Origin of the sequence: Caballeronia sp. LZ029 (assembly GCF_031451275.1) — a bacterium.
Lineage (GTDB): Bacteria > Pseudomonadota > Gammaproteobacteria > Burkholderiales > Burkholderiaceae > Caballeronia > Caballeronia jiangsuensis.
In genome coordinates this window covers 1-13684 of sequence record NZ_JARUXO010000109.1, presented here as the reverse complement: position 1 = coordinate 13684, position 13684 = coordinate 1, and the positions used below count along the sequence as shown (strand labels likewise).

At 59.2% G+C, this 13684-nt stretch carries 10 protein-coding genes and 2 pseudogenes; 4 read left to right on the top strand and 8 right to left on the bottom strand.

Translation table 11 applies throughout. The features are described 5' to 3' along the window. The first annotated feature begins 99 nt into the window (after positions 1-99). The 3 genes from QCE73_RS38835 (at position 100) to QCE73_RS38825 (ending at position 4591) form a co-directional block, all read left to right on the top strand. Positions 100-525 (top strand): type II toxin-antitoxin system HicB family antitoxin, encoded by a 426-nt coding sequence (locus QCE73_RS38835; RefSeq protein WP_309886101.1) that lies wholly within the window; start codon positions 100-102, stop codon positions 523-525. A 1655-nt stretch (positions 526-2180) separates the two neighbouring features. Beyond that, positions 2181-2390: a hypothetical protein gene (locus tag QCE73_RS38830; protein ID WP_143756851.1), complete on the top strand. Its 210-nt coding sequence runs from the start codon at positions 2181-2183 to the stop codon at positions 2388-2390. Positions 2391-2992: 602 nt separating this feature from the next. Beyond that, a complete protein-coding gene (locus tag QCE73_RS38825) occupies positions 2993-4591 on the top strand; it encodes a nitroreductase family protein (protein WP_309886098.1) in 1599 nt (532 codons plus the stop codon). Between the two features lie 78 nt (positions 4592-4669). Here the strand turns inward: QCE73_RS38825 and QCE73_RS38820 are convergent, their stop codons facing one another. From QCE73_RS38820 to QCE73_RS38800, 5 genes are all read right to left on the bottom strand, one after another. After that, entirely contained in the window at positions 4670-4870 is a 201-nt protein-coding gene (locus QCE73_RS38820; RefSeq protein WP_309886096.1) for a hypothetical protein, read from the bottom strand. A gap of 678 nt (positions 4871-5548) precedes the next feature. Then, positions 5549-6064: a hypothetical protein gene (locus QCE73_RS38815; protein WP_309886094.1), complete on the bottom strand. Its 516-nt coding sequence runs from the start codon at positions 6062-6064 to the stop codon at positions 5549-5551. 12 nt (positions 6065-6076) lie between these two features. Further along, positions 6077-7810: a molybdopterin-dependent oxidoreductase gene (locus tag QCE73_RS38810; RefSeq protein WP_309886092.1), complete on the bottom strand. Its 1734-nt coding sequence runs from the start codon at positions 7808-7810 to the stop codon at positions 6077-6079. 497 nt (positions 7811-8307) lie between these two features. Continuing rightward, complete coding sequence (locus QCE73_RS38805; protein ID WP_062259815.1) at positions 8308-8763, bottom strand: DUF2934 domain-containing protein; 456 nt, start codon at positions 8761-8763, stop codon at positions 8308-8310. 289 nt (positions 8764-9052) lie between these two features. Further along, on the bottom strand, positions 9053-9316 hold the full coding sequence (locus QCE73_RS38800) for a DUF1488 domain-containing protein (RefSeq protein ID WP_062258833.1): 264 nt from the start codon (positions 9314-9316) through the stop codon (positions 9053-9055). 540 nt (positions 9317-9856) lie between these two features. Here QCE73_RS38800 and QCE73_RS38795 point away from each other — a divergent pair. After that, a protein-coding gene (locus tag QCE73_RS38795) for an IS3 family transposase (protein WP_309886086.1) occupies positions 9857-10992 on the top strand; the annotation gives its coding sequence in 2 pieces (ribosomal slippage) (positions 9857-10112 and positions 10112-10992; 1137 coding nt in all). A gap of 121 nt (positions 10993-11113) precedes the next feature. Here the strand turns inward: QCE73_RS38795 and QCE73_RS38790 are convergent. From QCE73_RS38790 to istB, 3 genes and pseudogenes are all read right to left on the bottom strand, one after another. Further along, positions 11114-11471 (bottom strand): annotated as a pseudogene (locus tag QCE73_RS38790) (uracil-DNA glycosylase family protein); the annotation flags it as partial. Positions 11472-12177: 706 nt separating this feature from the next. After that, positions 12178-12621, bottom strand: a pseudogene (locus QCE73_RS38785) (succinate dehydrogenase iron-sulfur subunit); the annotation flags it as partial. A gap of 72 nt (positions 12622-12693) precedes the next feature. Continuing rightward, positions 12694-13515 (bottom strand): IS21-like element helper ATPase IstB, encoded by an 822-nt coding sequence (gene istB / locus QCE73_RS38780; RefSeq protein ID WP_309886084.1) that lies wholly within the window; start codon positions 13513-13515, stop codon positions 12694-12696. Positions 13516-13684 lie beyond the last annotated feature (169 nt).

Genomic DNA, 13684 nt, shown 5'->3' with positions numbered 1-13684 from the left:
GTCAGGCGCTCTTCGGGTTGAAGCTGTTGATACTGAGTTGTTTCGTGCATCGCAACACCTTATACGAAACAGGTGTTGCACTTCACATTTGAGGCCGCCATGCAATATCCGCTTTATGTACACCGCGAAGGCGGCGCCGGATTTCGCGCGACGTTTCCCGATTTCCCTCGTGCCGCCGCGATAGGCAAGTCACTGAACGAACTAAAGATCGACGCGAAACAGGCCGTTGAATTGATGTATGACCGCAGCGAGCAACTCATACCGGCTCCGACTTGCAATGGGTCGGAGTTGCATGCGCTCGACATGGACGATGGAGAAGGAATCTGGATGTTTGTCGACATCAATCTCGCGCGGGTGACGTCGAAAGCAGTAGGCATTCAGTTCAGTCTGCTGGACACTCTGCTGGAGCAGGTCGATCAGGCCGCAAGAGAACGTCATATGACGCGATCCGCGCTGATCACGCTGGCTGTCGTACACGAACTCGCAGGTCGGCACGACGAACATTTGTCCTTGGTGCGGATGTAACCGGCGGCCCGTGTTTAAAGCGAACTCGGATTGTAGACGCTGCCATGCAACGACTGGTTCATGTTTCGAATGGAAGCGGCGCAGTTTTCCACGCGCCCCATCACGCGCGGGGAATTAGTAGATGCAGCGGACGGTGCCTACACGAAGCACGGCCGTCTGTTCCTGTCAGTGGAATCGAAGGATTAACGGCTCGACTGCAAGTCGAGCCGAAGCGAGCAGGTGCCGCCTTAAGGCGATCACCTTGCTCAAAGCTCGGAAACGAAGGACAGGCTCGAACAGTTGGTCTGACAGGCGTCGACGGATGACATCATGGAAGACCCGCCCGTAGCCAAGGCCACTCCAGAAGACGTTATCGGGCATCCCCAAAATTTGGTCGCTCGCCGCAACCGACGCACAGGTCGCATCTGAATGAGCTGCCACGTAGCGCGCCGTTATGACCGCCGCCAGCCGATACCTCTGATCACTCATTTAACCGGCCAGGCGGCAGAATGAATATTGATGCGCTCTTCTGGGCGACCCTTTATCGCGCCGAATTCCCGAGAGGGAGGGCGGTGTCCATTCCATCTCGGCCGAGACGCGTCTAAACGTGGACGGGGCAGCGGCACTGAGAGGCCTGCTTCAAAAGCGCATAGCAGACTCCTTGGCCCACAGCCGCCCCCCCCCGTCCCGCCTGCACCTTTTCGAAAGGTGTCGTAGCAAGGGTCAACCGCCCTACCGCCGCGGTTACGCGGCGCCGCGCATAGGCTTGGCATGAAGACGACTATCTGCTCACGCGTCTGCGGAGCCGCTCACCCTGTCGCCGTGGATCTTAACCTGCGGTCTGCGATGACGCGAACCACGGCTAGCATCAGAAAGTTGTTGCGTATTCACGCATAGCGCGTCTAATGAGATGTATGAGCAACGACCGTGTCAGCGTCTGCACGCGCGCTCGAAGTACCTGTTGCGCAGCCTGCGCAGCAATCATCGGGCGGCGCTCGGTACGAGCGGGGCGAAACCATGCAATATCCTCATGTCCAACGCAACGCTGTCGCGGTCTTTCGTGCCAGCTTCCCCGATTTTCCGGTGTCGATGTTACGGGCAATTCGATCGAAGAGCGGGAGTGCAACGCGCCAGAAGCTGTGGAACTGATGTACCACAACACCGAGCAACTCACGCCTGCCCCTACCTGCGATACCTCGGAGTTGCGTGAGCTTGAAATAGACGGCGAGGGAGGAATCTGGCTGTTTGTGCTGTCTGTGAAGATCAATATGTAGCGGGCGACCTCACGAGCGATAGGTTTCGGACTCAGCCTGAGCGAGAGTCGTCTGGAGCAAGTCAACGCCGCCGCTCGGGAGCGGCATTTAGCTCGCTCCGCGTTTTTGCGCCCGCTGCCCTACACGAACTGGACACGCAAAAACGACAATGACAGTCTTCGAAGCCCGAAATGAAATTGAATTGGCGTTCGTGGTGCATTAACCCTCAATGCTCGCGGCTTTCAGTTCGTACACGGACGGTTCGTCGACGCGAGGCAACCCTTGCCTCGAAGCGCTTGGTCGCCTGTCAATGTGCCGTGCGCACCGTGCTCGCGGACAGGCACCGTAGTGCAGGCGTTCCTTGTTCTCGTTTCGATCAGCCGTGCCTTTGCTATGCCGACGCTACCTGCCTGAGGAGGGCATATGAGCTTCACCCAGGGATTTCCCTTGAAAGACAAAGAACCACCGTCCGTTGCTTTAACGGCGCTCCAGTTGGCCGCCGACGCCACGCGCCGATCAGGTCCGAAGCCTTCCGGCGAGCCATCCTTGTCGCCGTCCGAAGCCGCGCGAGATGAGCATGAAAACACCGTCGCACACACAATGCCAGACGACCCAGAAGGAGATTTCGCCTAGTCATTTGACGAGGCCAATCCCGTTCGCATTTATGTCACGGCGGGCGCACTCGTGCGCGCTGCAGGTGTTCTGCCACGTCCTCTTCGAGATGTTCGCGTGCCGATCGAGGGCGACGGACACCATTAAATCGTCGCCTTTACGTCAGGAGGAAATCGTGAAACGCGATATGAATCGCGTACTGGCAATATTGAAAACTTTGGAGGGAAACAAGACTCCTCATCTGAGCGAATCTGACGTTGAAGCCGCGCTCGAGGCAGCGTTCGATTTCCCCGACCGAGAAATCGGGTATCACTTGAACTTGTTGGCCGATGCATATTTCGTACGCTCGACGGGTAACGACTGGCGTGACCGGGGCCCCCCACGATGTTGAAGGCGGAGGTTCTGAACGCCTTCGAAGCCCCCTGAAATGGGGTTGAGTTCCCTAAACGTCATTCCGCGTTCATGAACGCGGCACGTGAGCCAGTCGAGACACAGAACCACCAGAGGGTTCTCGCGGTTCGCCGAAGCGCGCACCGTTCCACAACACGACGAGCGGGCGTGACGGTCGAGTCATCTGGTTTCGTAACAACTCCCCGGGCGACCATTCTTGGGCAGAAAGCAGCATGGATCACTTCAGTGACGCACTCGTTCAATATCATGATCGCAGTAAGCACCGCGTCAACCGTTACGCTCCTGGCCCCCATGAATTCGACTGGATGGCGCAGCCAAATCCGTTTCGGGAGTTTCACGGCGCACCCCGCGTGAATCTGCCGCTAGCCGCGGACACGTTCCACACTCGTTACAACGATGTGCGCTGCGGCGCCCTGCCGTTCGCATACAGAATTGATCTGCGTAATCTGTCGATCCTTTTCGAGCTGTCGTTGGGCTTGTCGGCATGGAAGACTTATCGCGCTACGCGTTGGGCGCTGCGCTGCAACCCTTCGAGTGGCAACCTCCATCCGACCGAGGGCTATTTGCTATGTCCGCATTTGCTTGGTCTGCCCGCGGGCATCTACCACTACCTGAGCCGAGACCATTTGCTTGAACGTCGCGCCGCAGTCGATGACTCGCGGTGGACCACGGCGTTCGCGGGCAAAGGTGTTCTGGTCGGACTAAGCTCGATTCATTGGCGCGAAGCATGGAAATACGGCATGCGGGCGTGGCGCTACTGCCAGCACGATTGCGGCCATGCCATCGCCGCGGTAAGTTACGTAGCGGCCGCTTTGGGTTGGCAAACGCGGCTATTGGAGGCGCCCGCGGACGACGAGGTGGCGCGCTTGCTCGGATTGGACCGTAGTGAGGATTTCGGGACCGCCGAACGAGAGTCGCCGGATGTTCTGCTCTGGGTCGGCCATCCTGACGGACGGCCCGACATCGATCGTATGCTGTCTGCTTCGGACGCGGCGGCGTGGTACGGATGCGCGAATCAGTTAAGCGCGAAACAGGTACGATGGCCCGATATCGATTCGATCCGTATCGCAACGTTCAAGTCCCGTACCCGGGAGCTGAGCACCGCCTCTGCCGAGCGGCGCCGGTTGCCAGCGGCGCCCGCCCTTGACCTCAGTTTCGCGCAGGTCGCTCGACAACGCCGTAGCGCTGTTGAATTCGACGGCACGACGAGCATCACCAGCGCCACGTTTTTCGCAATGCTCGAATGCCTGATGACGTGTTCTGACACACCGCCGTGGAATTCGCTCGTCTCTCCCCCCGCGGTGCATCCTGTGCTATTGGTGCATCGCGTCGGGGGATTGGAGGCTGGCCTGTATGTGCTGGTTAGAAATCCGGAAGCATGGTCGAGCCTGCAGACCTCAATGCGTACCGAATGGCTATGGGAAAAGACGGGACCGGACCACCTGCCGCTCTATTTTCTGCTGCCATTCGATTTGCGTGCATCTGCAAAGTGGATCTCCTGTCATCAGAATATCGCGGCCGATTCCTGCTTCGCGCTCGGCATGCTGACGCGGTTTGCAAGTGCTCTGCAGGAACCCTGGCGTTACCGCCATCTATTTTGGGAATGCGGCATGCTCGGCCACGCGCTCTACCTCGAAGCCGAAGCCGCTGGAGTACGCGCTACGGGGATTGGATGTTTTTTTGATGACGAAATGCACGCGCTGCTTGGGCTCAAGGATCACGAGTGGCAAAGCCTTTATCACTTCACAGTCGGTGGCGCGGTGGAAGATCAACGCTTATCCTCCGAGCCACCCTACCAGCGTCAGAGGTGAATGCCCCACAACTTCTACTAGCGACATACGCCGCGATGGTTAGTTAAACGCTTCTTTCCGGCCACCACACGGTCGCGGTCATTGTGCTTGGCCCGGGTAAAGTCGCTCATCAGCGACTCGTAAGAGGGTGTCGATCGTGTCGCCGTCGCGGCCGAATTCGGAGACGCCGAAACTGACCGTAGCGGAGACGATTCGCCCGGTCTCGACGTAGGACGCCTCCGCGGCCACGGCGCCCCGGCCGCGCTCGGCGATCGAACGAGCTGCATCGCAAGGCTTCATGCGGGAGCACCATAAACTCTTCGCCACCAACCCGCGCCACGCGGCATCGGGACGAATAGCGTCGAGGCATTTCTGCCGCTTTCTCGCAATAACGTGCCGGGTATCGTGTGCCAACTTCAGCCTACATTCAGTCATCCTACAGGGCCATACGAGAAGATCGCTACTGGAGCTCGCAGTGCCAACAGTGCTCATTGAAAGACAGATGCACACCAAGCACCGAACGCCGGGAATGCGCTGGGAGCGCGAAGGATTGCGAAGGGATGCAGGCCGGCGTGATCTCGCCCCGGACATGATGCGCATCCGAGGACAGACTGTCGACCATCCCTTCGGCACGATCAAGGGCTGGATGGGAGCGACTCACTTCCTACGCGCACGATCGAACGGGTGAGCGCAGAGAGGAGCTTCCACGTGCTCGCCTACCACATGAAGCGGGTTATCAAGCTTATCGGTTCGGAAACGATTACGAGATCAATGCAGGCGCGAAGCCCGCGAGGGGCGGATGGGTGCTTGCAATATGTTCCATTCTGAGCTGGACTTTTGAACCTTCGTGGTGCCCAATCGAAATGTCGCACTCTGCCGCCGAGACAGCGTGTCGTCAGATTACCGACGGCCACGCGTACACGGTCTGGGCCACCAGAGAAATGCTCAAAAAACGAGCACCATGTGGTTGTGGCACGGTTATCGCAGGGTCGCGCGAATCTTCGACACATCCGCTTTGTCTGACTGTTGGTCTCCGCGCTCTTCATCGGGTTTTGCATCCACTTGCGTCGTCTCAACTGCACTAGCAACGACCGCAAGCGCGGATATGGCGGTCAACAATGCAAAGGCATCGACGGGCTTCTGCAGGAACAGATTGTGCGAGTCAGAACTGCACAAGCCGGCGAATGAGGCAGCAAGAATCACTCCGTGCCGTGCGAAGCCGTCGCACGCTGGCCGATCGGCACTCGAGGCGTCGCGCGCCGTCGCGATCGTGGGTCTCGCACTCGACTTCACATCGATCGACCCGATCAAGGCGCTGTTTTGAAGCGCCCTCATCAATGACGTCGCAGCGGTGCCGATCATGGTGCTGATGATGCTGATGGCGTCGAATCCGAAGGTCATGGGCACGTTTCTCACGCCCATGCGGCTGCGGAGACCCGGATGGTTTTCAACCGGGGTGATGAGCCCCGCCGTAATCGCGATGATCATTTTCATCTCAAAGGTCATTCAGATCGGCACGCGATAGCCGTAAAATTCGTGATCCTCGTTGTAGCCCCCCTGGCCCGCGCCAAGATCGGAAAAGTCGTGCACGAACTCGATGGCGGCAATCCACTTGACCATTTTGAAACCGAGTTCGTTCTCGCAGCGCAGCCGCAACGGCGCGCCATGCAGCACGCTCAGCGGCGCGCCGTTCATTTCGTAGGCGAGGATCGTCAATTCGTGCCTCATGTTGGCGATGCTGTGCACGTCGTAGTAGCGTCCACCGTCGGCGCCGTCGGCCAGGGAATAGAACACCGCGTAACGGGCATCAACGGTAGGCTTCACCACATCGAGGAGATGACGCATCGGAACGCCGCCCCACCTAGCGACGCCTGACCATCCCTGAATGCAGAAATGGGTGGTGATCTGTTCCTGCTTCGGCATGGCTTTGAGCTCAGCATAGGAGAGTTCTGCCGGCTTTTCGACGAGCCCATCGATTCTCAGCCGGTAGTGCGCAAAACCGTCCTCTACGAGCCGGTCGAACTCGTCGGAGGCTGGCATCGTGCCGTTGGGCCAGAAATACGGTGAGATGTCATGTTCGGTGAGTTGGCTCGTCGGATCCCACCACTGCGTGACGTTATTGAATGGCCGGGCCAGGAACGCGCCGATCTGCTGAACGCGACGCGCATGACGAAGCGTAAACGGCGACGCCAGCCACCAGGTGACGGCCACGAGCACCATGGCCATAACGAACATCAGCACGCCGCTCCAGTTGCCGCCGTTCACGCCGGCAAACATCATATTCAGATTCACGCGTGCACCCGTGATAAAGACCAGCGTCACATGCGCGAGGATATAGAACAGGAACCAGCACAATGCGATGAAATGGATCGAACGCGCCCGCTGCCGATTAAACGCCCGGCCGATCCAGCCGAGCCGGTTCGAAATCGCCGGGCTCTGCATGAAGCCCGTGAGGATGGAGGTCGGCGCCGCGACGAACACTGTTATGAAATAGGTGATCTGCTGGAGGCTGTTGTAACGCAACCAACTCTGATCGGCCGGGAATGTAAGTGACAGATACTGAACGGCGGTCGAGGCCGCGTTGGGAATCACTTCCCATGTCGTCGGCACCAGTCGCAGCCATTGGTCAGTCGTGAACAGCAGGATGTAAAAGATGATGCCATTGATCATCCACAGGAGTGTGATCGAAAAGTGCCACCATCGGGCAAGACCGATCGAGTGACGGATTCCGGGAATACCCAGCCACGCGGGAAGCGTCACCGAATCGTCCTTCGCGGTCCACACCCGGCCGGCGGGCACCGCCTTTTGAAATCGAAACCATTCCGTACCGGGCGTGCAGTCGCGCTTCCAGTACAGTCGCGGATGGTCGGCGAGAATCTGAAGTCCCGCGCGAATGATGAACGCCATGAAAAATAGGTTCAGGAAATGCTGCAGCCTGAGCCAGGCGGGGAATCCCGTGTTGACGGCCACCGCGGACAGCGGGATACCTGGGTAGCGCACCAGGAACACTTGCACCGCCGGGACCTGCCGCAATCCTTGCGCGATGGCCACGCCCATTACAAGCAGCACGAGCGCGAGCGGCAATGCCCACAATACGTTGACCCAGCGCTCACCGATCCGCATCCGGGGCACCACGCCTTCCTGCGGCGGCAGCCAATGATTCAGCCGAACACGGTCGTCCGCGTGGCTCAGTTGCGACCTTACGGGGTCATGCTTGGGCCCCGGGCGATTATGTGTCAACCTATCTCCTCTTTGACGTCACCGAAACGATCGTTCGGGGACCGCGCTGCGACCGCCTTGATTCAAGTTATCCGATCGGCCAACCATGTCTTGGCGTCATGTCTAGGTTTCAATGTCCGGTCGCCATTGAACGATGACGAACGTGGGCAACCTATTCAACGACCGGCCGAGCGCCAATACTGTGTCCCGCCATGCCTTGATTTCGTCGAGCCTTCGCGGGGCGTGGCGCTTTGCGGCTCGCCAGCGTCTTCTGTGATCTATGTCCCCGCAGACCGCCGGAGCGCCGCGCAACCATCCAGATCTCGCCGCCATGGCCACGGCAGCGTCGGGCCATCGCGACGATGATGATCATCCGGGCCTAAGTTCCGGCATCAAGCGCCTATTGGTTCCGGCGTCATCCTCAGATAGAGCAAGAAGGGCTCCGCGTTATTCATCTGAGGATCACATTGTTTAGGCGGTTGTCGTTCCATAAGGCCTACGATGCCGCCACGCGGAAATTACTGAGCTTGGAAATCGACAAGCCGACGCCAGTATTCGTCTTGCCGCCCTTCGGGACTTCCCTCCTGCTGCCACAGAATGTAGGCCCGCTCCCGAAGATGCTGATCAAGTGCGCGATGCCAATACTCTTCCGCGCGCCCATCAGGACACCCGTCCTTCTCCCAGAGCAGGTACGCGCGCTCGCGAACAGCCTGTTCCAAACCGAGCTTCGTTTCCGAGCTTCTCTCCAGGTCATCGCCGTAGGGAGCCATCTGACCACCCCGATCCGTATGCATCCTGGCCGTCAGAGTGCCGAGTTCAACGTCAGGAACAAGCCGCCCGTGCGCTGCCGCTTCAAGCGCCTTGGCTTGATATTCGGAGTCGTCGGCGACGGCTCTCGACTCACTCAAGGTAATCGGGTACGTGTGCAGCACGGTGCCGTTGCGACTTATTACGTCAACCAATCGTTCCTTCATGACTGCCTTCCTAGTATTCGTCCGTTTGGTGTAAGAGTCCGGGCGGGTCTGCCGGGTCGTTCTCGATCGCGGCGCTGTCGAGCGTCGCGGTTTTTCCTGACTTTGAGCGGGCGTGCCCGGTCGAAGAAAAGAGGCTCACTCAAAGGGGCCAAGCAACACGTCGAGCGCCGCTCGCCCACCGGATAGGACCATCGTTCAGCGGAGGAGCCGTTGCGCAGTGGTCCGGCTTCCGCGCCGGCCGAGTACTTCGAGGTTAATGCGGCCCTTGGCGAGGGCAGCGCGGCCTTCATTAAATCGAGTATCGATTTTGCGGACCGCGGACGTATCGACTTTTGGCGATTTCAAGTACCTGTTCGCGAAATTCGTCGAAGGCCGCCAAAAAGGACCGTTCGTCGGATTCCAGTGTGGGTTGCAGGCCGTTGAGCGTTCCGCGGTCCACCTGGAAGGTGATTTCCCTGGAGTCGTCATATCCCCAGAAAAGCACGCAATGCCTGGCAGCATCGTAGCTGCGGCTCGGATTCGGAAAATGGAGAGCCACGATCAGATTTTTCATCCCGGTAGCAGGAAATCGCCACTTGCTAATGGTGGAATCGCGGAGCGAGTAGCTGATGTGCCTCTGGACAGGCCCGCTAGCGTCCTCAGTTTTAAGAAGGAAGAGCCGCGCCCGACGGTCCGGGTTGTAAGCGGTCTCATTCTCCGCGAAAGGAATTGCCGCGTTGGTATCTAATCGCATACCTACCTCTCAAACCAACCGACGGCGCGAAGGCCGTCTACTCACTGTACACCTTTGCCGCCGCGTGAAATCGCTTTATTCCATCCCATTCCCAGAAGGAGCATTGCCATCGGGCGATCCCCACCATCGATTACCGTCGATACAGGGGACGATCTAAAACCTAGTCGCAATTGGGGCTCATCCTTACATGTGGGCGGAACGCTGGCGGAAGTTCTCAACTTTCGTGCGAGTCGACCGGATTCCGTCGAGTAAGCAGCCGAGTCGGCCCGACAGAGGTGGCGGCGGGAATTCGGACAGTTCGTTAAGTGGAAAAGCTGGGGCCTAAGTCGGTCATAATGGCCGGCATCAAGGAACCAGAAGATGATGAAACGAAACCGACGGACACACTCACCGGCGTTCAAGGCAAAGGTGGCACTCGCGGCGCTCAAGGGCGACAAGACGCTGGCGGAGCTGGCCCAGCAGTTTGACGTCCATCCGAACCAGATCACGGACTGGAAGAAGCAACTGCAAGAGCGGGTTGCCGATGTGTTCGAAGTGGGCAACGCGGCGCCGGCGGCACCGCCAATTAACGTGAAGGTTCTGAACGCGGAGATCGGGCAGTTGACGCTGGAGAATGTTTTTTTAGAAAGCGCGCTCAGCAAGGCGGGACTGCTGAGCGTAAGGCGATGATCGATCGTGACCACGCCTTGCCGGTGACACAGCAGGCCCGGCTGGTAGGTATCAGCCGGTCGAGCGCCTATTACCAATCGCGTGGAGTCAGCGAAGCGGACCTGAACTTGATGCGTCGGATTGACGAGCTGCACCTTGAGCATCCATTTGCAGGGGCGCGAATGCTGGCACGGCTGCTGCGTCGCGAAGGCATCATTGTCGGACGCAGGCACGTCGGCACATTGATGAAGCGGATGGGCATCGAGGCGTTGTATCGCAAGCCAAACACGAGCCGCAAACATGCCGCCCACAAGATTTGGCCGTACCTGCTGCGCAACCGGAAGATCGACCGGGCCAACCAGGTCTGGGCGCTCGACACGAGCTATATCCCGATGGCCAAAGGCTTCGTATATCTGACTGCCGTAGTGGACTGGGCGAGCCGCCGGGTGCTAGCGCACCGAGTGGCGAACACGCTGGAGAGTTGCCATGCAGTCGAGGCGCTGGAGGAGGCGTTTGCGAAATACGGGCTGCCTGAGATCGTCAACACGGACCAAGGCAGTCAGTTCACCGCAACCGAATTCACCGACGCGGTGCTCACCCGGAATGTTCTTCTGTCCATGGATGGAAAGGGTGCCTGGCGTGACAACGTGTTCATTGAACGGGTGTGGCGCAGCGTCAAATATGAAGAGGTTTATCTGAAAGCATACGACTCGGTCGGGCACGCTCGCCGCTCGATCGGCAGTTACCTTAACTGGTATAACCAGAGTCGGCCTCATTCGAGGCTCGCCGATCAGACACCGGATGAAGCATACTTCGCCACGCTGCCAGCGATAAAATCGGCAGCTTGATTGCCTCAGCGATTCCACTTAAAACTCGCAGATCCTATCTGAACGAACGAGGCCACCGCTCCCTGACTGTTTCAGTGATCGACGACCTGAGACGGGCGCCGAGAAAATGCTGAGCTGCCTACTGGCCAATCAACAAGGTCAATTGAATCTTCGGCAGCTTTTCCAGCAGGCTGTCCAGCCACAGCTGTGCACACTAGCGACGCGGCGGCTTGTCACCGCCGTTGACGCTTCGGGGATAACAAAAGCCCATCGGAATAATCGCGACCTGCGACTCGTCGTGAAATGTGGTCGCGTCGATCCCGAGCAGGTTCCGAAGACGGTCGCCACTCGCGTCGTCCCACGGGATGCACGATGCGTTCACGCGCGCCCGGCGCCTGTCCGACAAGCAGGATGCGCGCGTCCACTCCCGCACGCACGATCGGACGAGGACCGAGTGGCAGGTGCGGCACACATGCTTGACAGGCACGCACGTCAACCAAAACGCATCGAGCGAAGAACGCGAGTGCTTATTCCGGCCACTTCATTTCCAGGTCATCGTCATGAAGTTTGCGTCGCTCACCAGCGAACCCCCACAAGCCCTCCGACGAAAGATGTGATATGGCCACCTCGTCTCTCCTTGACGTACAGGCCGGGCAGGACAACTAACGTGTGTGGATCGCCGGCCTGTCTGCCGTGCGTGTTGCCATAGTATATTCCGCACGACGCCGGAAACCTGGACCATGGCGGGAAACGGATAGCGCGCAACCGACCTATCGCCAGATCCACGCCGGTGGGTCGCTAGCCGGAAATGACTGGTCGGAAGCCATATCGACCGTATCCAGCGCAGGGAAAGACGGCTCCCACTGCTTCAGGCCGTCCTGCTGCTGACCGGCTGTCCGACGGGGGCGCGTCTGCCGCATACCGGCGACCGGCCCGGGTGTCAGTCGTGGGCCGTGTGGATGGGCAACGGGTCTCATGGTCGGTCTCTAACGGGTTTCGATGAACTCGCGGACGGATTGGCGTCGACGCAGGCGGGCTCGATCGCAAAGTTCAGTTGTGCGCCGACTCACGCCTGGCGTCTGTCCGGCGCCCGACACTTGCGCGGTCGAGCAATGACGTTGGGCCAGCAAGACCTGGAGGTCAGGTCGCGTGTCGCGCGCGGATTCGATCGACAGCAAGCACACGATAGCGGACATGTGACGGGCATTACACCGCGCGGCGCGCGAGCATCGATCGGATCTGGCCAATTGCATACGCGGGGTTCAGGTTTTTAGGGCATATGTCGGTGCAGTTCAGGATTGTGCGGCAACGAAAGAGCCGGTACGGATCTTCAAGATTGTCCAGTCTCGCCTGGGTGGCCATGTCACGCGAATCGACGAGAAACCGGTAGGCCTGCAGCAGGCCAGCCGGTCCGACATACTTGTCCGGATTCCACCAGTACGACGGGCAGGCTGTTGAACAGCACGCGCAGAGGATGCACTCGTACAGGCCGTCGAGCTGGTCGCGCTCTTCGGGACTTTGCAGGCGCTCCCGCTCCGGGGGCGGCGTATCGTTGATCAGATACGGCATCACCGAGTGATACTGGTTGAAGAACGAAGTCATATCGACGATCAGGTCACGGATCACGGGCAGGCCGGGCAAAGGCCGAATGGACAGCGTCAAGCAGCACGGCCGGTTTACCGACAACCATCTTGGCCGGTCGACCGGGATGATTGTCGATCGTTATCCGGTCATGGTTGTCGCTCCTTGTTGATGTTTGTCGCTGGATGATTGTCGGCGACGGTTGTTCTGTTTGTCGCTGGCTGCGCGACGACGGTAGCTTTCGACGTTCATCTCGAAGATCGTCGAATGGTGGACGAGTCGGTCGATCGCAGCGACAGTCATGCCGGGATCCGGAAACACGTTATTCCATCCCGAGAAGGGCTGGTTGGCCGCGATCAGAAGGCTGCGGCGCTCGTATCTTTCGGCGATCAGCTCGAACAGGACGCTTGTTTCGGCCTGGTCCTTACAGGCGTACGACAGGTCGTCGAGGATGATCAGGTCGAAGCGGTCGAGCTTGGCAAGAGCTGAAGGCAACTGTAGGCTCTGGCGCGCAGCCTGCAGCTTCTGTACGAGCTCGCTCGTACGCGTGAACAGCACCCGGTAGCCGGCGTCAATCAACGCGTGTCCGATGGCCGAACCTAGATGACTCTTGCCGGCCCCAGGCGGACCAAACAGGAGCGCCGTGGCACCTTTCTCAAGCCACGAATCGCCGGTCGCGAGCGCCATGACGTGTGCCTTTGAAACCATCGGCACCATGCTGAAGTCGAAGGTCGCAAGCGTCTTGGTCGGGTCCAGATGCGACTCTGCACGATGTCGTTCAATGCGCCGTTTGGCCCGCTCGGCCAGTTCGTGTTCGAGCAATGCGCCGATCAAGCGTGTGGCCTGCCAGCCTTCCTTGTCGGAGCGCTCCGCAAACTCGGGCCAAAGGCGGGCGATGGTCGGCAGGCGCAGTTCATTGAGCATCAAGGCGAGACGGCCGGCATCGTAAGCATGCGTGCTCATGCGACCTCCTTGTCGAGCAGGTCGTCATAGCTGCTTGCGGGTGGCATCTCGACATTGACGTTTGGGCAATTGTCAGCGTCGGATAGATACTCCTCATTTTCGTCGAAGTAAATTTCCCCAGTTTTTGTTTGGCGCCGCCGCGTAAGCGGTGGCGCCCCGTCGATCACCG